Source organism: Denitraticella aggregata, assembly GCF_048158365.1.
Lineage (GTDB): Bacteria > Pseudomonadota > Gammaproteobacteria > Burkholderiales > Rhodocyclaceae > Azoarcus_F.
Map to the genome: position 1 here is coordinate 100,895 of NZ_JBLLNL010000008.1, position 18,971 is coordinate 119,865.

The 18,971-nt window shown below is 60.0% G+C and carries 34 protein-coding genes; 33 read left to right on the top strand and 1 reads right to left on the bottom strand.

Annotated elements, in window-relative coordinates; genetic code table 11:
* Positions 1-66 precede the first annotated feature (66 nt).
* The 33 genes from rpsL to rplQ all read left to right on the top strand — a co-directional run bounded on the left by rpsL (position 67) and on the right by rplQ (position 18,397).
* Positions 67-444, top strand: a complete 378-nt coding sequence (gene rpsL / locus ACKVEX_RS11245) for a 30S ribosomal protein S12 (RefSeq protein ID WP_473215819.1) — start codon at positions 67-69, stop codon at positions 442-444.
* 33 nt (positions 445-477) lie between these two features.
* Positions 478-948 carry a 30S ribosomal protein S7 gene (gene rpsG, locus ACKVEX_RS11250; protein WP_473215820.1) on the top strand — a complete coding sequence of 157 codons (471 nt, stop codon included), beginning with the start codon at positions 478-480 and terminating at the stop codon, positions 946-948.
* Between the two features lie 107 nt (positions 949-1,055).
* Complete coding sequence (gene fusA / locus ACKVEX_RS11255; RefSeq protein ID WP_473215821.1) at positions 1,056-3,152, top strand: elongation factor G; 2,097 nt, start codon at positions 1,056-1,058, stop codon at positions 3,150-3,152.
* 28 nt (positions 3,153-3,180) lie between these two features.
* Positions 3,181-4,371, top strand: a complete 1,191-nt coding sequence (gene tuf, locus ACKVEX_RS11260; RefSeq protein WP_473215810.1) for an elongation factor Tu — start codon at positions 3,181-3,183, stop codon at positions 4,369-4,371.
* Positions 4,372-4,430: 59 nt separating this feature from the next.
* Entirely contained in the window at positions 4,431-4,742 is a 312-nt protein-coding gene (rpsJ, locus tag ACKVEX_RS11265; protein ID WP_473215822.1) for a 30S ribosomal protein S10, read from the top strand.
* A gap of 122 nt (positions 4,743-4,864) precedes the next feature.
* The gene (rplC, locus tag ACKVEX_RS11270; protein WP_473215823.1) at positions 4,865-5,509 is read left to right on the top strand and encodes a 50S ribosomal protein L3; all 645 of its coding nucleotides are present in this window, start codon (positions 4,865-4,867) and stop codon (positions 5,507-5,509) included.
* An 11-nt stretch (positions 5,510-5,520) separates the two neighbouring features.
* On the top strand, positions 5,521-6,141 hold the full coding sequence (gene rplD / locus ACKVEX_RS11275) for a 50S ribosomal protein L4 (protein ID WP_473215824.1): 621 nt from the start codon (positions 5,521-5,523) through the stop codon (positions 6,139-6,141).
* Positions 6,138-6,443 carry a 50S ribosomal protein L23 gene (gene rplW, locus ACKVEX_RS11280; RefSeq protein ID WP_473215825.1) on the top strand — a complete coding sequence of 102 codons (306 nt, stop codon included), beginning with the start codon at positions 6,138-6,140 and terminating at the stop codon, positions 6,441-6,443. The genes rplD and rplW overlap by 4 nt, the downstream gene beginning before the upstream one ends.
* Before the next feature lie 5 nt (positions 6,444-6,448).
* Positions 6,449-7,276 carry a 50S ribosomal protein L2 gene (gene rplB / locus ACKVEX_RS11285; RefSeq protein WP_473215826.1) on the top strand — a complete coding sequence of 276 codons (828 nt, stop codon included), beginning with the start codon at positions 6,449-6,451 and terminating at the stop codon, positions 7,274-7,276.
* A gap of 10 nt (positions 7,277-7,286) precedes the next feature.
* Positions 7,287-7,562, top strand: a complete 276-nt coding sequence (gene rpsS / locus ACKVEX_RS11290) for a 30S ribosomal protein S19 (protein ID WP_473215827.1) — start codon at positions 7,287-7,289, stop codon at positions 7,560-7,562.
* 9 nt (positions 7,563-7,571) lie between these two features.
* A complete protein-coding gene (rplV, locus tag ACKVEX_RS11295) occupies positions 7,572-7,901 on the top strand; it encodes a 50S ribosomal protein L22 (RefSeq protein WP_473215828.1) in 330 nt (109 codons plus the stop codon).
* Positions 7,902-7,910: 9 nt separating this feature from the next.
* Complete coding sequence (gene rpsC, locus ACKVEX_RS11300) at positions 7,911-8,705, top strand: 30S ribosomal protein S3 (RefSeq protein ID WP_473215829.1); 795 nt, start codon at positions 7,911-7,913, stop codon at positions 8,703-8,705.
* Positions 8,705-9,118 (top strand): 50S ribosomal protein L16, encoded by a 414-nt coding sequence (gene rplP / locus ACKVEX_RS11305; RefSeq protein ID WP_473215911.1) that lies wholly within the window; start codon positions 8,705-8,707, stop codon positions 9,116-9,118. The genes rpsC and rplP overlap by 1 nt, the downstream gene beginning before the upstream one ends.
* Positions 9,119-9,120: 2 nt before the next feature.
* The gene (rpmC, locus tag ACKVEX_RS11310; RefSeq protein ID WP_473215830.1) at positions 9,121-9,312 is read left to right on the top strand and encodes a 50S ribosomal protein L29; all 192 of its coding nucleotides are present in this window, start codon (positions 9,121-9,123) and stop codon (positions 9,310-9,312) included.
* Entirely contained in the window at positions 9,312-9,581 is a 270-nt protein-coding gene (rpsQ, locus tag ACKVEX_RS11315) for a 30S ribosomal protein S17 (RefSeq protein WP_473215912.1), read from the top strand. Before rpmC ends, rpsQ begins: the two co-directional genes overlap by 1 nt.
* A 150-nt stretch (positions 9,582-9,731) precedes the next feature.
* Entirely contained in the window at positions 9,732-10,100 is a 369-nt protein-coding gene (rplN, locus tag ACKVEX_RS11320; RefSeq protein WP_473215831.1) for a 50S ribosomal protein L14, read from the top strand.
* A 12-nt stretch (positions 10,101-10,112) separates the two neighbouring features.
* Entirely contained in the window at positions 10,113-10,430 is a 318-nt protein-coding gene (rplX, locus tag ACKVEX_RS11325; RefSeq protein WP_473215832.1) for a 50S ribosomal protein L24, read from the top strand.
* Between the two features lie 9 nt (positions 10,431-10,439).
* The gene (gene rplE / locus ACKVEX_RS11330; RefSeq protein WP_473215833.1) at positions 10,440-10,979 is read left to right on the top strand and encodes a 50S ribosomal protein L5; all 540 of its coding nucleotides are present in this window, start codon (positions 10,440-10,442) and stop codon (positions 10,977-10,979) included.
* 7 nt (positions 10,980-10,986) lie between these two features.
* A complete protein-coding gene (gene rpsN, locus ACKVEX_RS11335; protein WP_473215834.1) occupies positions 10,987-11,292 on the top strand; it encodes a 30S ribosomal protein S14 in 306 nt (101 codons plus the stop codon).
* 12 nt (positions 11,293-11,304) lie between these two features.
* Entirely contained in the window at positions 11,305-11,700 is a 396-nt protein-coding gene (rpsH, locus tag ACKVEX_RS11340; protein ID WP_473215835.1) for a 30S ribosomal protein S8, read from the top strand.
* Between the two features lie 9 nt (positions 11,701-11,709).
* A complete protein-coding gene (gene rplF, locus ACKVEX_RS11345; RefSeq protein ID WP_473215836.1) occupies positions 11,710-12,243 on the top strand; it encodes a 50S ribosomal protein L6 in 534 nt (177 codons plus the stop codon).
* A 12-nt stretch (positions 12,244-12,255) separates the two neighbouring features.
* Positions 12,256-12,609: a 50S ribosomal protein L18 gene (rplR, locus tag ACKVEX_RS11350; protein WP_473215837.1), complete on the top strand. Its 354-nt coding sequence runs from the start codon at positions 12,256-12,258 to the stop codon at positions 12,607-12,609.
* 12 nt (positions 12,610-12,621) lie between these two features.
* Positions 12,622-13,149, top strand: coding sequence for a 30S ribosomal protein S5 (rpsE, locus tag ACKVEX_RS11355; protein ID WP_473215838.1), 528 nt, complete (start codon positions 12,622-12,624; stop codon positions 13,147-13,149).
* 3 nt (positions 13,150-13,152) lie between these two features.
* Positions 13,153-13,335: a 50S ribosomal protein L30 gene (gene rpmD, locus ACKVEX_RS11360; RefSeq protein ID WP_473215839.1), complete on the top strand. Its 183-nt coding sequence runs from the start codon at positions 13,153-13,155 to the stop codon at positions 13,333-13,335.
* 1 nt (position 13,336) lies between these two features.
* On the top strand, positions 13,337-13,774 hold the full coding sequence (gene rplO, locus ACKVEX_RS11365; RefSeq protein ID WP_473215840.1) for a 50S ribosomal protein L15: 438 nt from the start codon (positions 13,337-13,339) through the stop codon (positions 13,772-13,774).
* A 15-nt stretch (positions 13,775-13,789) separates the two neighbouring features.
* Positions 13,790-15,115: a preprotein translocase subunit SecY gene (gene secY, locus ACKVEX_RS11370; protein WP_473215841.1), complete on the top strand. Its 1,326-nt coding sequence runs from the start codon at positions 13,790-13,792 to the stop codon at positions 15,113-15,115.
* 4 nt (positions 15,116-15,119) lie between these two features.
* Complete coding sequence (infA, locus tag ACKVEX_RS11375; protein ID WP_473215842.1) at positions 15,120-15,338, top strand: translation initiation factor IF-1; 219 nt, start codon at positions 15,120-15,122, stop codon at positions 15,336-15,338.
* 21 nt (positions 15,339-15,359) lie between these two features.
* Positions 15,360-15,473 carry a 50S ribosomal protein L36 gene (rpmJ, locus tag ACKVEX_RS11380; RefSeq protein WP_473215843.1) on the top strand — a complete coding sequence of 38 codons (114 nt, stop codon included), beginning with the start codon at positions 15,360-15,362 and terminating at the stop codon, positions 15,471-15,473.
* 53 nt (positions 15,474-15,526) lie between these two features.
* Complete coding sequence (gene rpsM, locus ACKVEX_RS11385; protein WP_473215844.1) at positions 15,527-15,892, top strand: 30S ribosomal protein S13; 366 nt, start codon at positions 15,527-15,529, stop codon at positions 15,890-15,892.
* Between the two features lie 12 nt (positions 15,893-15,904).
* Positions 15,905-16,294 carry a 30S ribosomal protein S11 gene (gene rpsK, locus ACKVEX_RS11390; protein WP_473215845.1) on the top strand — a complete coding sequence of 130 codons (390 nt, stop codon included), beginning with the start codon at positions 15,905-15,907 and terminating at the stop codon, positions 16,292-16,294.
* 14 nt (positions 16,295-16,308) lie between these two features.
* Complete coding sequence (gene rpsD / locus ACKVEX_RS11395; protein WP_473215846.1) at positions 16,309-16,938, top strand: 30S ribosomal protein S4; 630 nt, start codon at positions 16,309-16,311, stop codon at positions 16,936-16,938.
* Between the two features lie 37 nt (positions 16,939-16,975).
* A complete protein-coding gene (locus ACKVEX_RS11400) occupies positions 16,976-17,956 on the top strand; it encodes a DNA-directed RNA polymerase subunit alpha (RefSeq protein WP_473215847.1) in 981 nt (326 codons plus the stop codon).
* Positions 17,957-17,983: 27 nt separating this feature from the next.
* Positions 17,984-18,397, top strand: a complete 414-nt coding sequence (rplQ, locus tag ACKVEX_RS11405) for a 50S ribosomal protein L17 (protein ID WP_473215848.1) — start codon at positions 17,984-17,986, stop codon at positions 18,395-18,397.
* Between the two features lie 115 nt (positions 18,398-18,512).
* Here rplQ and ACKVEX_RS11410 read toward each other — a convergent pair whose 3' ends face one another.
* On the bottom strand, positions 18,513-18,911 hold the full coding sequence (locus ACKVEX_RS11410) for an RNA-binding S4 domain-containing protein (RefSeq protein ID WP_473215849.1): 399 nt from the start codon (positions 18,909-18,911) through the stop codon (positions 18,513-18,515).
* Positions 18,912-18,971 lie beyond the last annotated feature (60 nt).

An 18,971-nucleotide genomic window follows, 5' to 3' on the forward strand; every position in this document is an offset into this window, starting at 1 on the left:
GCCCGGAATAATCTGCCGAGGCAGCCTGAAGCGGGCTGCCTCGGGTTATTTGGAAAACAGAAAGCTATGCCAACAATCAATCAGCTGGTCCGCAAGCCGCGGGAAAAAGTTGTGGTCAAGAGCAAGGTGCCTGCGCTCGAGGCCTGCCCGCAGAAACGGGGTGTCTGCACCCGTGTTTACACGACCACACCTAAAAAGCCGAACTCCGCGCTGCGTAAGGTCGCGAAGGTGCGCCTGACCAACGGGTTCGAGGTGATCTCGTACATTGGTGGTGAGGGTCACAACCTGCAGGAGCACTCGGTCGTTCTGATTCGTGGTGGTCGTGTCAAGGATTTGCCGGGTGTGCGTTATCACATCGTGCGTGGCTCGCTCGATCTTCAGGGTGTGAAGGATCGTAAGCAGTCTCGTTCCAAGTACGGCGCCAAGCGTCCGAAAAAGGCCTAATTCCACGCATCAAGAGATAAGCAAGAGGTCGTTATGCCGCGTCGTCGCGAAGTACCCAAACGTGAAATCCTGCCCGATCCCAAGTTCGGTTCGCAGGATGTGTCCAAATTCATCAACGTGATCATGCAGTCCGGCAAGAAGTCGGTTGCAGAGCGCATCGTCTATGGCGCGTTCGAGCACATTTCCGGCAAGGCGGGCAAGGATCCGCTGGAAGTCTTCTCCGCTGCGGTCGGCAACATCAAGCCGGTGGTCGAGGTGAAGAGTCGTCGCGTCGGTGGCGCGAACTACCAGGTTCCGGTCGAAGTTCGTCCGTCCCGTCGTATGGCTCTGTCCATGCGCTGGCTGCGCGAGGCCGCGCGCAAGCGGGCAGAAAAATCAATGGCGCAGCGCCTTGCTGGTGAGTTGCTCGAAGCGGCCGAGGGTCGTGGCGCAGCAATGAAGAAGCGAGAAGAAGTGCACCGCATGGCCGAGGCAAACAAGGCATTTTCGCACTACCGTTTCTGATCATCTCAAAACGGTAGTGGATCGGGCCCTGACAAGGGCTCGATTGTTTTGTAAGGCAAGAACCCAAGATCACGCGTACGCGTGACAAACGAAAACAGGATAGTACCGTGGCTCGAAAGACTCCCATTGAGCGTTACCGTAACATCGGTATCTCAGCTCACATCGACGCCGGCAAGACGACAACGACCGAGCGTATTCTTTTTTATACCGGTGTCAGTCACAAGATCGGTGAAGTCCATGATGGCGCCGCCACTATGGACTGGATGGAGCAGGAGCAGGAGCGGGGCATCACCATCACCTCGGCCGCAACGACCTGTTTCTGGAAGGGGATGGAGCAGCAGTACCAGGAGCACCGCTTCAACATCATCGACACTCCGGGTCACGTCGACTTCACGATCGAGGTCGAGCGTTCGATGCGCGTGCTCGATGGCGCCTGCATGGTCTACTGTGCGGTCGGCGGCGTGCAACCGCAGTCCGAGACCGTATGGCGCCAGGCCACCAAGTACAAGGTGCCGCGGCTTGCGTTCGTGAACAAGATGGACCGCCAGGGCGCGAATTTCTTCAAGGTCGTCGATCAGATGAAGACCCGTCTGAAAGCCAATCCCGTGCCTATCGTGATTCCGATCGGTGCGGAGGAGAACTTCGAAGGCGTCGTCGATCTGATCAAGATGAAGGCGATCTACTGGGATGAGGCCTCCCAGGGGATGCAGTTCGATTATCGCGCGATTCCGGCGGAGTTGCAGTCCGAGGCGGAGAACTGGCGCGAGCAGATGATCGAGGCGGCCGCCGAGGCCAACGAAGATCTGATGAACGAATACCTCGAGGGGGGTGATCTGTCCGAGGAGAAGATCATCCAGGGGCTTCGTCAGCGCACCCTCGCCTGCGAGATCCAGCCGATGCTGTGCGGCACCGCATTCAAGAACAAGGGCGTGCAGCGCATGCTCGACGCGGTGGTCGATCTGCTGCCGTCGCCGGTCGATATTCCCCCGGTCATCGGTGTGGATGACGACGAGAAAGAGACTTCGCGCCGTGCCGATGACGAAGAGAAGTTTTCCGCGCTCGCATTCAAGCTGATGAGCGATCCCTTCGTCGGTCAGCTGACCTTCGTTCGCGTGTATTCGGGCGTGTTGCAGTCCGGGTCGACGGTGCTGAACTCGATCAAGAACAAGAAGGAACGGATCGGTCGTCTGCTGCAGATGCATGCCGACGAGCGTGCCGAGATCAAGGAGGTGCGTGCGGGCGACATCGCGGCCTGTGTCGGCATGAAGGAAGTCACCACCGGAGAAACCCTGTGTGATCCGTCGGCGCCGATCATCCTCGAGCGCATGGTGTTCCCGGAGCCCGTGATTCACGTAGCCGTGGAGCCGAAGACCAAGAGTGACCAGGAGAAGATGGGTCTGGCATTGTCGCGTCTCGCGCAGGAAGACCCGTCTTTCCGCGTCCGGACAGACGAGGAGTCGGGTCAGACGATCATTTCCGGCATGGGCGAACTGCACCTCGAAATCATCGTCGACCGCATGCGTCGCGAGTTCAATGTCGAGGCGAACGTCGGCGCGCCACAGGTGGCCTATCGTGAAGCGATTCGCAAGGCTGTCGAGCAGGAAGGCAAGTTCGTCAAGCAGTCGGGCGGTCGTGGCCAGTACGGGCACGTGTGGATCAAGCTCGAACCGAACGAGACCGGGAAGGGGTACGAGTTCGTCGATGCGATCAAGGGTGGTGTGGTTCCGCGCGAATACATCCCGGCGGTCGACAAGGGTCTGCAGGACACTCTGCCGAACGGCGTGCTGGCCGGCTTCCCGGTGGTGGACGTCAAGGTCACGCTGTTCGACGGCTCTTACCACGATGTCGACTCCAACGAGAACGCGTTCAAGATGGCCGCGTCGATGGCGTTCAAGGACGCCATGCGCAAGGCCAGTCCGGCGCTGCTCGAGCCGATGATGGCGGTCGTTGTCGAGACGCCGGAGGATTTCATGGGCAATGTCATGGGTGACTTGTCCGGGCGTCGCGGTATCGTGCAGGGCATGGACGACATTCCCGGCGGCATGAAGGAGATCAAGGCGGAAGTGCCTTTGGCCGAGATGTTCGGTTATGCGACGCAACTGCGGTCGCTGACCCAGGGGCGCGCCACCTACACGATGGAATTCAAACACTACGCCGAAGCGCCGAAGAGCGTCGCTGAAGCGGTCATCAACAATCGTAAGTAAGCTCTGATATCAAGCGAGGATTCGAGAAATGGCTAAAGGCAAGTTTGAGCGGACGAAGCCGCACGTAAACGTGGGCACGATCGGTCACGTTGACCATGGCAAGACGACTTTGACGGCGGCGATCACGACGATTCTGTCGAAGAAGTTCGGGGGCGAGGCGAAGGCGTACGACCAGATCGACGCGGCGCCGGAAGAGAAGGCGCGCGGGATCACGATCAACACGGCGCACGTGGAGTACGAGACCGAGAGCCGCCACTATGCGCACGTGGATTGCCCGGGTCACGCGGACTACGTGAAGAACATGATCACGGGTGCAGCGCAGATGGACGGTGCGATCCTGGTGTGCTCGGCCGCGGACGGCCCGATGCCGCAGACGCGCGAGCACATTCTGCTGGCCCGCCAGGTCGGCGTGCCGTACATCATCGTGTTTCTGAACAAGTGCGACATGGTCGACGATGAGGAGCTGCTCGAGCTGGTCGAGATGGAAGTGCGCGAGCTGCTGTCCAAGTACGATTTTCCGGGCGACGACATTCCGATCATCAAGGGTTCGGCGCTGAAGGCGCTCGAGGGCGACCAGAGCCCGATCGGCGAGCCGGCGATCCTTGAGCTGGCCGCTGCGCTGGACAGCTACATTCCGACGCCCGAGCGTGCGATCGACAAGCCGTTTCTGCTGCCGATCGAAGACGTGTTCTCGATCTCGGGCCGTGGTACGGTGGTGACTGGTCGTGTCGAGCGCGGGATCGTGAAGGTCGGTGAAGAAATCGAGATCGTCGGGATCAAGCCGACGGTCAAGACCACCTGCACGGGCGTGGAGATGTTCCGCAAGCTGCTCGATCAGGGTCAGGCGGGCGACAACGTGGGTGTGCTGCTGCGCGGCACCAAGCGTGAAGACGTCGAGCGCGGCCAGGTGCTGTGCAAGCCGGGTTCGATCAAGCCGCACACGCACTTCACGGGTGAGGTGTATGTGCTGAGCAAGGAAGAGGGCGGCCGTCACACGCCGTTCTTCAACAACTACCGTCCGCAGTTCTACTTCCGCACGACGGATGTGACCGGTTCGATCTCGCTGCCGGAAGGCACGGAGATGGTGATGCCGGGCGACAACGTGTCGATCACGGTGAAGCTGATCGCGCCGATCGCGATGGAAGAAGGTCTGCGTTTTGCGATCCGCGAAGGCGGTCGTACCGTCGGCGCCGGTGTCGTCGCCAAGGTCATCGAGTAAGTTACAGACGGCCCGGTGCCACATGGCGCCGGGCAGCCCGCTCTTTAGGAACAGTTCAAATGCAAAACCAGAAAATCCGCATCCGCCTGAAGGCCTTCGACTATCGCCTGATCGATCAGTCGGCCCTTGAAATCGTCGACACGGCCAAGCGCACCGGCGCCGTGGTTCGTGGGCCGGTCCCCCTGCCCACCCGCAAGGAGCGTTTCGACATCCTGCGTTCGCCGCACGTCAACAAGGCCTCGCGGGATCAGTTCGAGATCCGTACGCATCAGCGCTTGATGGACATCATCGACCCGACCGACAAGACCGTGGACGCGTTGATGAAGCTCGATCTGCCCGCCGGCGTGGATGTCGAGATCAAGCTGCAGTAAGTTCCCGCGCTACTTGCGCGTGAGTGAAAAAGGCCGGTATAATCCGGCCTTTACGCTTTTTGGCGTAAAGTCGCGTTTTTCATAGGCCCCGGTCAATCGTAACCGGGAATCAGGAGAAGAAAATGAGTCTAGGCCTTGTCGGTCGCAAGGTTGGCATGACTCGCATTTTTGCTGAGGATGGTCGTTCCATCCCGGTGACTGTGCTTGACGTGTCCAATAATCGTGTGACCCAACTCAAGACACCTGAAGCAGACGGCTATTCGGCCGTCCAGGTGGCTTTTGGCAAGCGTCGTGCAAGCCGGGTAAACAAGTCCCTTGCAGGTCACTGTGCCAAGGCCGGCGTCGAAGCCGGTCATATCCTGAAGGAATTTCTCGTCGATACGGCCAAGCTCTCCGAGCTCAAAGCTGGTGATGTCGTCGGCGTCGATATCTTCGCAGTGGGGCAGAAGGTCGATGTAACCGGTACGTCCATCGGTAAAGGGTTCGCCGGCTCCATCAAGCGTCACAATTTCTCGTCCAACCGCGCTTCGCACGGTAACTCGGTCTCTCACAATGCCCCCGGTTCGATCGGCATGGCGCAGGATCCGGGTCGCGTATTTCCGGGCAAGCGGATGGCCGGGCATCTGGGATCGGTCACTTGCACCACTCAGGGTCTCGAGGTGGTCAAGGTCGACGTCGAGCGCCAGTTGTTGCTGGTCAAGGGGGCGGTGCCCGGGTCCCGTGGCGGCGATGTGTTGATTCGTCCCGCGGTCAAGGCCGGTAGCTGAGCGAGGAAGTAATGGAACTTAAACTCCTGAACGAACAAGGTGAGCAGGCGTCGACGCTCGAAGCGTCCGATGCGCTGTTCGGCCGCGACTTCAACGAGGCGTTGGTCCACCAGGTCGTCGTTGCCTACATGGCCAACGCGCGCTCCGGAAACCGCGCCCAGAAGGGTCGCTCTGAAATCGCGAAGTCCACGCGCAAGCCGTGGCGTCAAAAAGGCACTGGCCGTGCGCGTGCGGGTATGGCGTCGAGCCCGCTGTGGCGTGGGGGTGGTCGGATTTTTCCGAGCAGGCCCGACGAGAACTTTTCGCAAAAGGTCAATCGCAAGATGTATCGCGCCGGCGTCGCTGCAATTCTGTCGCAGCTCGCGCGTGAAGACCGTCTTGCCGTGGTCGAGAGTTTCAATATCGATGCGCCGAAAACGCGTCTGCTGGCCGAAAAGCTGAAGGGTATGGGGCTGGATTCAGTGCTCGTCATCACCGATCAGTTTGACGAGAACCTCTTTTTGTCCTCGCGCAACCTGCACCAGGTGCTGGTTCTCGAGGTCGCCGAAGCCGACCCGGTTTCGCTGGTGAATTATTCCAAGGTGCTGGTCACCAAGGGTGCGCTGGCCAAGATGGAGGAGACCTGGCAATGAGCGGATTTAGCCAAGAGCGTCTGATGCAGGTGCTGCTCGCGCCCCAGATCTCCGAGAAGGCCACGTATATAGCCGACAAGAACGAGCAGGTCGTGTTCAAGGTAGCGAGTGGCGCGACCAAGCCCGAGGTCAAGGCAGCGGTCGAGTTGTTGTTCAAGGTCGAAGTCGAGTCGGTTCAGATTGCCAACGTGAAAGGCAAGGTGAAGCGTTTCGGTAAGATTACCGGGCGACGCAAGGGCTGGAAGAAGGCATTCGTATGCCTCAAGCCGGGCCAGGAAATCAACTTCGCGGCCGGGGAGTAAGAATAATGGCACTGGTAAAATCGAAGCCGACCTCCGCAGGGCGTCGGTCCATGGTGAGAGTCGTCAATGCCGACCTCTACAAGGGGCGCCCTTTGGCGTCGCTGGTGGAGAAGCAGTCACGTAACGGCGGCCGTAACAACAACGGACATATCACCGTCCGCCACAAGGGCGGTGGCCACAAGCAGCACTACCGCGTCGTCGATTTCCGTCGCATCAAGGACGGCATCGTGGGTCGCGTCGAACGCATCGAGTACGACCCGAACCGCTCGGCCAATATCGCGCTGGTGTGCTACGCGGACGGTGAGCGCGCCTACATCATTGCGACCAAGGGCATGGAAGTCGGTCAGCAGGTCGTCAGCGGTTCCGAGGCGCCCATCAAGTCCGGGAACACCCTGCCGATTCGCAACATTCCGGTAGGCACGACGGTTCACTGCGTCGAACTGATGCCGGGCAAGGGGGCTCAGATCGCTCGTTCGGCCGGAGCCTCGGTCCAGTTGCTGGCTCGGGAAGGGTCGTACGCCCAGATCAGGCTGCGGTCCGGCGAAGTTCGCAAGGTTCATGTCGAGTGTCGCGCAACGATAGGCGAAGTCGGTAACGGCGAGCATGCGCTTCGCAAGATCGGTAAGGCCGGTGCGAATCGCTGGCGTGGTATCCGTCCCACCGTTCGCGGTGTCGCGATGAACCCGGTCGATCACCCGCATGGCGGGGGCGAGGGTCGGACCGGCGAGGGTGGTGTGCCGCGCAGCCCGTGGGGGCAGCCGGCCAAAGGCTACCGCACGCGCAGCAACAAGCGTACCGATAAGATGATCGTGCAGCGTCGGCACAAGCGTTAAGAGGTGAGAGATGGCTCGTTCAATTAAAAAAGGCCCGTTCGTTGACGCTCACCTTCTGAAGAAGGTCGACGCGGCTCGTACGAGCAATGACAAGCGGCCGATCAAGACCTGGTCGCGTCGTTCCACCGTGCTGCCGGACTTCGTCGGTCTGACCATCGCGGTGCATAACGGACGCCAGCACGTTCCGGTGTTCATTTCCGAGAACATGGTCGGTCACAAGCTCGGTGAGTTTGCTCTCACGCGGACCTTCAAAGGTCACGCAGCGAGCAAGAAAGCGAAGAGGTAAGGAGTGGACATGGAAACCAGAGCGATTCTTCGCGGTGTTCGCCTCTCGGCCCAGAAGGGGCGGTTGGTTGCGGACCAGGTGAGGGGCAAGCCGGTTGATCAGGCGCTCAGCATTCTCGCCTTCTCTCCGAAGAAGGGTGCAAAGATCATCCGCAAGGTAGTGGAGTCGGCGATTGCAAACGCCGAGCATAACGATGGCGCCGATATCGACACACTCAAGGTGAAGACGATCAGCGTCGAGGAGGGTATGAGCCTGAAGCGCTTCACCGCGCGAGCCAAGGGGCGCGGCAACCGCATCCTGAAGCCAACCTGCCATATCTTCGTGACCGTCGGGGAATAAGGAGTACATATGGGTCAGAAAATTCATCCGACCGGATTTCGCCTCGCGGTCACGCGTGACTGGACTTCGCGTTGGTTCGCTTCGACCGGCGATTACGCCACGATGCTTCACGAAGACCTGAAGGTCAGAGCTTTCCTGAAGAAGCGCCTCGCTCATGCATCGGTCGGTCGCGTGACGATCGAGCGTCCCGCCAAGAATGCGCGGATCACGCTTTTCAGCGCACGGCCAGGTGTGGTGATCGGCAAGAAGGGCGAGGACATCGAGGCACTCAAGCGCGAGTTGCAGAAGATCATGGGCGTGCCGGTGCATGTGAATATCGAGGAGGTGCGCAAGCCCGAGATCGATGCTCAGTTGATCGCCGATTCCATCGCGCAACAGCTCGAGAAGCGGATCATGTTCCGTCGTGCCATGAAGCGGGCGATGCAGAACGCGATGCGTCTCGGCGCACAGGGCATCAAGATCATGAGTGCCGGCCGTCTGAACGGTGCGGAGATCGCCCGTACAGAATGGTATCGCGAGGGACGGGTGCCTTTGCACACCTTGCGTGCCGACATCGACTACGGGGTCGCGGAGGCGAAGACAACCTACGGGATCATCGGCATCAAGGTGTGGGTGTACAAGGGCGACATGCTTGGACGCAACGAGAAGCCGGTAGCGGTCGAGCCGGAACCGGAAGCACGTCGAGGTCGTCGTGGCGCACCGCGCAACGAGGCCGGTGAAGCGCGACCCGGTCGTCGTGGTGGTCGTCGTCCCGGTGCGGACGCCCCGGTCCGGCAGCCCGAAGAAGATAGCAGGAGTGAATGATGCTGCAGCCGTCTAGAAGAAAGTATCGCAAGGAGCAGAAAGGCCGTAACACCGGTGTCGCGACGCGCGGCGCGAAGGTGAGCTTCGGTGAGTTCGGGCTCAAGGCGGTCGGTCGCGGGCGTCTGACTGCGCGTCAGATCGAGTCGGCCCGTCGTGCCATGACCCGTCATATCAAGCGTGGCGGTCGGATCTGGATCCGTGTGTTTCCGGACAAGCCGATTTCGCGCAAGCCGGCCGAAGTGCGCATGGGTAACGGCAAGGGTAATCCGGAGTACTGGGTCGCCGAGATTCAGCCGGGTAAGGTTTTGTATGAAATGGACGGCGTGAGCGAACCACTCGCACGTGAGGCTTTCCGGCTAGCAGCTGCCAAGCTTCCGTTCGAAACCGTGTTCGTTCTGCGTCATTTGGGGTGATCATGAAAGCGAGTGAACTCCGCGCGAAGAGCGCTGGCGAATTGAACACAGAGTTGCTCGAACTGTTGAAGGCGCAGTTTTCGCTGCGCATGCAGCTGGCCACTCAGCAGTTGAACAACACGAGCCAACTCGGAAAGGTCCGGCGCGACATCGCGCGTGTGCGTACTCTTCTGCGTGAAAAGGCGGGACAATGATGACTGAACAGACACAGAAGGTACGCCGTGCGCTGGTCGGCCGCGTCGTGAGCGACAAGATGCAGAACACCGTCACGGTACTTGTCGAGCGCAAGGTCAAGCACGCGCTGTATGGCAAGGTGATGACGCGCAGTGCGAAGTACCACGCTCATGTCGAGGACGGTCAGGCCGCCGCCGGTGACCTGGTCGAGATCGAGGAGTGCAGACCCATTTCCAAGACCAAGTCCTGGAAAGTGTCGCAGGTTCTCGAAAAGGCACGAATCATCTGATTCTTTCCGGCGCAGTTTGTTTTAGAAACAGCTTGGCAAGATATTTGCCAGGCTGTTATAATTTTCGTCTTTGCTTTTGCTCATTCGAGCCCCCTACCCAAACGGGTTCCAAGACTGACCGCTGTGGCGGGGTAAGTTGGAGATAACTTCATGATTCAAATGCAGTCCATGCTGGACGTCGCCGACAATTCGGGCGCGCGTTCGGTGATGTGCATCAAGGTTCTTGGTGGATCCAAGCGGCGTTATGCCGGCATTGGGGATGTCATCAAGGTGACCGTCAAGGATGCCGCCCCGCGTGGTCGCGTCAAGAAAGGCGACGTGTATAACGCTGTGGTCGTGCGCACCGCCAAGGGCGTCCGTCGGCCGGATGGCGCACTGGTCAAGTTCGACGGTAATGCCGCGGTGTTGTTGAACAATAAGCTCGAGCCCATTGGCACCCGTATCTTCGGGCCGGTCACGCGCGAGCTGCGTAACGAGAAGTTCATGAAGATCGTCTCGCTTGCGCCTGAAGTGCTCTGAGGAGTGGTCGGTATGAACAAGATCCGTAAAGGTGACGAAGTCACGATTCTTGCCGGCAAGGACAAGGGTCGCCGGGGTACGGTTTTGCGCCGCGTCGATGCCGAGCGCTTGCTCGTCGAGGGCGTGAATCGCGTGAAGAAGCATGTGCGCCCAAACCCGATGAAAGGCGAGGTCGGTGGCATTGTCGAGAAAGAAATGCCGATTCACGTGTCGAATGTGGCGCTCTTCAACGCGGCGACCCAGAAGGCCGAACGCGTGGGTATCAAGGAGCTTGAGGATGGGCGCAAGGTGCGCTTCTTCAAGTCGAACGGCGAACTCGTGGACGCCTAAGGAGTGACGATGGCGCGCTTACAGCAATTTTACAAAGAGACGGTTGCCCCTGAGTTGTTCAAGCAATTCGGGTTCAAGTCGGTCATGGAAGTTCCTCGCATCACGAAGATCACGCTGAACATGGGTGTGGGTGAGGCGGTTGGCGACAAGAAGATTCTTGAGCATGCGGTCGGTGACATGACCAAGATCGCCGGGCAGAAACCGGTCGTCACCAAGGCTCGTAAGTCGATCGCGGGTTTCAAGATCCGCGACGGCTACCCGATTGGCTGCATGGTGACACTGCGTGGGCCGCGCATGTACGAATTTCTCGACCGGCTGGTGTCGGTCGCGATGCCGCGGATTCGCGACTTTCGCGGTGTGTCGGCGAAGGCGTTCGACGGCCGTGGCAACTACAACATCGGTGTGAAAGAACAGATCATTTTCCCGGAGATCGAGTACGACAAGATCGATGCTCTGCGCGGGATGAACATCTCCATCACAACGACTGCCAAGAACGACGAAGAAGCCAAGGCTCTGCTGGCGGCTTTCAAGTTCCCGTTCAAGAATTGAGGGTGATATGGCGAAACTTGCTCTGATCAATCGTGAGGAAAAGCGTCGGAAACTGGTGGTGAAGTTCGCTGCCAAGCGGGCCGCGCTGATCGCTCAGATCAATGATGCGAAGCTTTCCGATGAGGAGCGCATGGCTGCGCGTCTGAAGCTTCAGCAGTTGCCGCGCAACGCCAGTCCGGTCAGGGAGCGCAAGCGCTGCGTCTTGACCGGTCGGCCGCGTGGCGTGTTCCGGAAGTTCGGGCTGTGCCGCAACAAGCTCAGGGACCTCGTGTTCCGGGGCGAGGTTCCGGGCATGACCAAGGCGAGCTGGTAAGGAGAATATGATATGAGTATGTCCGATCCTATCGCCGATATGCTGACCCGCATCCGCAACGGGCAACAGGCGCAGAAAGTCAGTGTGTCGATGCCCAGCTCCAAGCTCAAGGTTGCGATCGCCCGAGTCCTGCAGGACGAAGGCTATATCGACGGCTTCTCGGTGCGCGAGAACGGCGCCAAGCCGGAGCTCGACATCGAGCTGAAATACTATGCGGGTCGTCCGGTGATCGAGCGCATCGAGCGTGTCAGCCGTCCTGGACTGCGGATCTACAAGGGCAGCGAAAAGCTTCCCAAGGTCCTGAACGGGCTAGGTGTCGCCATCGTTTCAACGCCTCGCGGCGTCATGACGGATCGCGCAGCGCGAGCCGGACGTGTCGGCGGCGAAGTCATCTGCTACGTGGCGTAAGGAGGTCTCATGTCTCGTGTAGCTAAGAATCCCATCGTGGTTCCTGCAGGCGTCGATGTCAGCATCGCTGCCGGCGAGGTCACGGTGAAGGGACCGCTCGGCGCATTGACCCAGCGGCTGGGCAAGGGCGTGACTATCGAACGCGAAGGCGACGCGCTGGTCTGCAAGGCGACCGATGGCGTTGCCGGTGCGGGTGCGATGTCGGGCACCATGCGTGCGCTGGTGAATAACATGGTCACCGGAGTCAGCAAGGGATTCGAGCGCAAGCTCAATCTGGTGGGCGTCGGCTATCGTGCTCAGGCGCAGGGTGACAAGCTCAACCTGACGCTCGGTTTCTCTCATCCGGTCGTGCATCAGATGCCCGCGGGGGTGAAAGTGGAAACGCCGACCCAGACCGAGATCCTGATCAAGGGTATCGACAAGCAGCAGGTCGGCCAGGTAGCGGCCGAAGTGCGGGCGTACCGCCAGCCTGAGCCCTATAAGGGCAAGGGTGTCCGATATTCGGACGAAGTGGTGGTGCTCAAGGAAACCAAGAAGAAGTAAGGGCGGTTCGTCATGAACAAAAAACAAGTTCGCCTGCGTCGCGCTCGCAAAACCCGAGCCAAGATCGCAGAACTGAAAGCGGTGCGCCTGACTGTGTTCCGTACCAATTCGCACATCTACGCCCAAGTCATTTCCGGCTGCCGCTCGCGCGTGCTGGCTTCGGCCTCCACCGTCGAGAACGACGTCCGTTCGCAGCTCAAGCATGGCGGTAACAAGGGGGCGGCCGAGTTGGTCGGAAAGCTGATTGCGGAGCGAGCCAAGGCTGCCGGTGTCGAAAGTGTTTCCTTCGATCGCGCGGGTTTTCTCTATCACGGCCGCGTCAAGGCGCTGGCTGATGCCGCCCGCGAAGGCGGCCTCAAGTTCTAAGCGAGGATTTGTATGGCTAAGCAACAAAGCAACAAGCGTGCGCCTGCCGCGCAAGAGCGTGATGACGGCCTTCGCGAGAAGATGGTTGCGATCAACCGGGTGACCAAGGTCGTCAAGGGTGGCCGCATCCTCGGTTTCGCGGCGCTGACCGTGGTCGGTGACGGCGATGGTGGTATCGGGATGGGCAAGGGCAAGTCCCGCGAAGTGCCGGTCGCCGTTCAGAAGGCGATGGAAGAGGCAAAGCGCAAGCTCACCAAGGTGTCGCTGAAGAACGGTACGCTGCAGCACACCGTGATCGGTCACCATGGTGCGTCGCGCGTGCTGATGCAGCCGGCCCCGAGCGGTACGGGCATCATTGCGGGCGGTCCCATGCGTGCAGTGTTCGAAGTGATGGGCGTGACCGATGTGATATGCAAGTGCATCGGTTCGACCAATCCCTACAATGTCGTGCGCGCCACGATCAGTGGCTTGCTCGCGATCAGCACGCCGGCCGAGATTGCCGCCAAGCGTGGCAAAACCGTCCAAGAGATTCTGGGGTAAGCAATGTCCGAGAAGAAGATCAAGGTCACGCTGGTCAAGAGTGTGATCGGTACCAAACAATCTCACCGTGCGACCGTTCGTGGTCTCGGTCTTCGTCGCCTCCACCATTCGGTCGAGCTGGTCGATACGCCCGAAGTGCGCGGGATGATCAACAAGGTTTCGTACCTTGTGAAGAGTGAGGGTTGATATGCGACTCAATACAATCAAGCCCGCCGAAGGCTCCAAGAAGGTCGCGCGCCGGGTCGGTCGTGGCATCGGGAGCGGGCTCGGCAAGACCTGCGGTCGCGGCCACAAGGGACAGAAGTCCCGTGCAGGCGGTTTCCACAAGGTCGGCTTCGAGGGCGGTCAGATGCCGCTTCAGCGGCGCTTGCCGAAGCGTGGTTTCGTGTCTCTGACGGCAAGTGGCAACGCCGAAGTGCGGCTGTCGGAACTCGACCGTCTGCCGATCGACGAGATCGATCTGCTGGCGCTGGTCCAGGCCGGAATCGTGCCCGCCGGCACCCAGAATGCAAAGGTGATCCTGTCCGGCTCCATCAGCCGCAAGGTCACTCTGCGTGGCGTGGGCGCGACCAAGGGCGCACTGGCAGCGATCGAAGCTGCCGGCGGTACCGTGGTGACCGGGTAATCGAGGAAGGCGACCGTGGCAAAAACTTCAGCCGCGCTGGGTAGTAGCGGGCGTTTCGGGGACCTCAAGAAGAGAATTCTTTTCGTTCTCGGCGCCCTGATCGTCTATCGGATCGGCGCTCACATTCCGGTGCCCGGTATCGATCCGGAGCGGCTGGCCGAATTGTTCCAGTCGCAGGCCGGTGGCATCCTCGGCGTGTTCAACCTGTTTTCCGGCGGTGCGCTGTCGCGATTCACGATCTTCGCTCTCGGGATCATGCCTTACATCTCGGCGTCGATCATCATGCAGTTGATGACGGTGGCGATCCCGACGCTCGAGCAGTTGAAGAAGGAAGGCGAGGCCGGGCGACGCAAGATCACGCAATATACCCGCTACGGCACGCTGGTGCTTGCCTTCGCGCAGGCGGTCGGGATTTCGATCGCGCTCGAATCGCAGCCGGGTCTGGTGCTCGATCCGGGTCTGATGTTCAGATTCGTGACGGTGGCCACGCTTGTGACGGGGACGATGTTCCTGATGTGGCTGGGTGAGCAGATCACCGAGCGCGGCATCGGCAACGGCATCTCCCTGATCATCTTCGCGGGAATCGTGGCGGGTCTGCCAAGTGCCATCGGCGGCTTGTTCGAGCTGGTGCGGACCGGTGCGATGCATCCCTTCACCGCGCTGGTGATCTGCGTGCTGGTCGTCGTCGTCACTGCCTTCGTGGTGTTCGTGGAACGGGGGCAACGCAAGATCCTGGTCAACTACGCCAAGCGTCAGGTCGGCAACAAGATCTACGGTGGGCAGAGTTCGCACCTGCCGTTGAAGCTGAACATGGCCGGGGTCATCCCTCCGATCTTCGCGTCGAGCATCATCCTGTTCCCGGCTACGCTCGGCCAGTGGTTCGGTGCGCGCGACGGGATGACCTGGTTGCGGGATATCTCGTCGACGCTGGCGCCCGGTCAGCCGATCTATGTGATGTTGTATGCGGCAGCAATCGTGTTCTTCTGTTTCTTCTACACCGCGCTGGTCTTCAATGCACGGGACACGGCTGACAACCTGAAGAAGAGTGGGGCGTTCGTTCCGGGCATCCGTCCGGGTGACCAGACTGCGCGCTACATCGACAAGATTTTGACGCGTCTGACCCTGGTGGGTGCGGTGTATATCACCCTGGTCTGCCTGTTGCCGGAGTTTCTGATTCTGCGCTGGAACGTACCGTTCTATTTCGGCGGCACATCCCTGTTGATCATCGTCGTGGTGACGATGGACTTCATGAACCAGGTCCAGTCGCACGTAATGTCTCACCAGTACGAAAGCTTGCTCAAGAAGGCAAACTTCAAGGGATCCGGACTGCCCAGCAGGTGAGATTATGTCTAAGGAAGACGTCATTGAAATGCAGGGTGAGGTCGTCGAGAACCTGCCTAACGCAACCTTTCGGGTCAAGCTGGAAAACGGTCACATCGTTCTGGGGTACATATCGGGAAAAATGCGAATGCACTATATCCGCATCCTTCCCGGTGACAAGGTCACTGTGCAGCTCACGCCTTACGACCTGACCAGGGCCCGGATCGTTTTCCGGACCAAGTAATCTAGAAACAGGAGCATAGAAATGAGAGTTCAGGCATCGGTCAAGCGGTTGTGCCGTCACTGCAAGATCATCCGTCGCAAGGGTGTCGTTCGCGTGATCTGCACCGACCCGCGCCACAAGCAGCGCCAGGGTTGATATTCTGGTCTGGTCAGATTAAAATTTAATGTTTCGCTTTTTGGGGTAAACGAATGGCCCGTATTGCAGGGGTAAACATTCCCAATCATAAGCATGCCGAGATTGCGCTCACTGCCATCTATGGGATCGGGCGCACGCGTGCACGTCAAATTTGCGACGCTTCGGGTGTCGGGCGCTCGACGAAGATGAAGGATCTAACCGAGTCCGACATGGATCGGCTTCGCGACGAAGTCGGCAAGTTCATCGTCGAGGGTGATCTTCGTCGCGAAGTCACGATGAATATCAAACGCCTGATGGATCTCGGCTGTTATCGCGGTTTCCGTCACCGTCGCGGCCTGCCGATGCGCGGTCAGCGTACGCGTACCAACGCCCGCACCCGCAAGGGTCCGCGCAAGGCAATCGCCGGCAAGAAGAAGTGATAGGGGTACATAATGGCTAAGACAGCTACGAAAGTTCGCAAGAAGGTCAAGAAGAACGTCGCCGAGGGCATTGCCCACGTGCATGCGAGCTTCAACAACACCATCATTACCATCACCGACCGGCAGGGCAACGCGCTGTCGTGGGCGACGTCGGGCGGGGCCGGTTTCAAGGGCTCGCGCAAGAGCACGCCCTTTGCAGCCCAGGTCGCGGCCGAAGCAGCCGGGAAGGCTGCACAGGAGTGCGGCATCAAGAATCTAGAAGTCCGCATCAAGGGGCCCGGTCCGGGACGTGAGTCGGCGGTTCGCGCATTGAACGCCATCGGCATCAAGATTTCGAGCATCACCGATATCACGCCGATTCCCCATAACGGCTGCCGACCGCCCAAGAAGCGTCGTATCTGACAAGGAGTTGAATTGTGGCTCGTAATCTGGATCCCAAGTGCCGTCAGTGCCGTCGCGAGGGCGAAAAACTGTTTCTGAAGGGTGAGAAGTGTTTCACCGACAAATGTGCGATCGAGCGTCGTTCCTATGCGCCGGGTCAGCACGGCCAGCGTTCCGGGCATCGTATGTCCGGTTATGGCGTGCAGCTGCGTGAGAAGCAGAAGATCCGCCGCCTGTATGGGGTGCTCGAGGGGCAGTTCCGCCGTGTATACGCGGAAGCGGATCGCAAGAAGGGGCAGACGGGTGAGAACCTGCTGCAACTGCTCGAAGGCCGTCTCGATTCGGTCGTCTATCGCATGGGGTTCGGTGCGTCGCGTTCCGAGTCTCGCCAGCTGGTCCGTCACAACGGCATCCTGGTCAATGGCAAGCGCGTGAACATCCCTTCCTACGTTGTGCAGCCGGGTGACGTCGTCGAGCTCACCGAGCGCTCGCGTGGCCAGCTGCGGGTCAAGGCTGCATTGGAAGCGGCCGTGTCACGTGGCTACCCGGAGTGGATCGAGGTCGACGCCAAGGCGGGCAAGGGCACGTTCAAGGCTTATCCGCAGCGCGCCGAACTGCCACCGACGATCAACGAGAACCTGGTTGTGGAATTGTATTCCCGCTAACCGGTTCGTCTGAAGAAATGAGCCCGAGGAACTGCTGATGCAAAGCAATTCACTGCTGAAACCCCGCATCATCGACGTCCAGAACGTATCGCCGCTTCATGCGCGCGTCACGATGGAGCCGTTCGAAAGAGGCTTCGGTCACACGCTGGGTAACGCGCTTCGCCGCATCCTGCTGTCTTCGCTGCCCGGCTGTGCGCCGACCGAAGTCAGCATCGAGGGGGTGTTGCACGAGTACTCGACCCTGGACGGCGTCCGCGAGGACATCGTGGACGTGCTGTTGAACCTCAAGGGCGTCGTGCTGAAGCTGCATAATCGCAGTGAAGCCACGCTTCGCCTGTCGAAATCCGGTGACGGGATCGTCACCGCCGCGGACATCGAGGTCGGCCATGACGTCGAGATCATCAATCCGGAGCATGTGATCGCGCATCTGGCGCCGGGCGGAAAGATCGATGTCGAGATCAAGGTTCAGGAAGGCCGCGGCTACGAGCCGTCGAACGTCCGCCCGGTCAATGACGAGAGCAAGAGCATCGGCAGGATCATGCTTGACGCATCGTTCAGTCCGGTCAGGCGAGTGAGCTACCTGGTCGAGAGCGCGCGCGTCGAGCAGCGCACCGACCTGGATCGTCTCGTGATCGACATCGAGACGAACGGGGCGGTCGATCCGGAAGAGGCGATTCGTTATGCCGCTCGCGTGCTGATGGATCAACTGTCGGTTTTCGCCGATCTTGAGGGTACGGAACCAGCGACGGTGAAGTCCGACGAGCCGGAACCGGACCCCGTTCTGTTGCGTCCGGTGGACGATCTCGAACTCACGGTGCGATCGGCAAACTGCCTGAAAGCCGAAAACATCTACTACATCGGCGATCTGATTCAGCGCACCGAAACCGAGTTGCTCAAGACGCCGAATCTCGGTCGGAAGTCACTCAATGAAATCAAGGAAGTGTTGGCCACACGCGGGTTGACGCTTGGAATGAAACTGGAAAACTGGCCGCCGGCCGGGCTCGAGAAGCTCGGTTGAGACGTGCCGGTCAAGTGAGGTAATGAAATGCGTCACCGTCACGGTCTTCGCAAGCTGAATCGGACCAGCAGCCATCGTCAGGCGATGTTCCGCAACATGGCCAACTCGCTGCTGCGTCATGAAGTCATCAAGACGACGCTGCCAAAGGCGAAGGAACTGCGCCGCGTCGTCGAGCCGCTGATCACGCTGGGCAAGAAGCCCAGCCTGGCCAATCGCCGACTGGCCTTCAATCGCCTTCGTGATCGTGAGATGGTCGTCAAGATCTTCGACGAACTCGGTCCGCGCTTCGCGTCGCGCCCGGGGGGCTATCTGCGCATCCTGAAATTCGGATTCCGCGACGGCGACAACGCGCCGATGGCGCTGGTCGAACTGATGGACAGGCCGGAAGAGGTCGAGGCGGACGAGCGCACGCCGGATCTCGCGGAAGCCAACGCTGCCTGAACACTGCCGTTTTGTGTGGAAGAAGGTCGACTCCGGTCGGCCTTTTTTTCGTCCGGGCCCTTGGACAGGCAAGATCGGCGCGACCCTGACTGTACCGTGACGATCGGCCCGAGGCTCACCCGCTGTCGATCAGGTGTTGCAGTCTGCGGCGATCGCGTTTCGTCGGTCTGGAACCGACGTCGTGCTGACTACGCGCACGATCGACCCCGGCCTGTTCGCGGCGACGCCGTTCTGCGACGCTCGCAGCCGTTTCTTCGTAAAGGGTCTGTGCGAGCGTGGCAGGGCCGCGCTGACCGGAGAGCGCCTTGACGATCAGCTCGATCGTGGCGTGGCCCGTGACGACGTTGAGCCGGTCGCCGACACGCGCGAGCCGGCTGGGCCTGCAGCGGGTGTCGTTTACGCGGACGTGGCCGGCTTCGACGGCGTCCCGCGCGAGGCTGCGGGTCTTGAACAATCGTGCCGCCCACAGCCATTTGTCGATGCGGACAGCCTGTTCGTCATTTTGCGGGTTCATCGTGATGTCGAATCGGTGGTGTTGGCGTAACATCGGGCAAGGTGTTCATCGAACAAATGA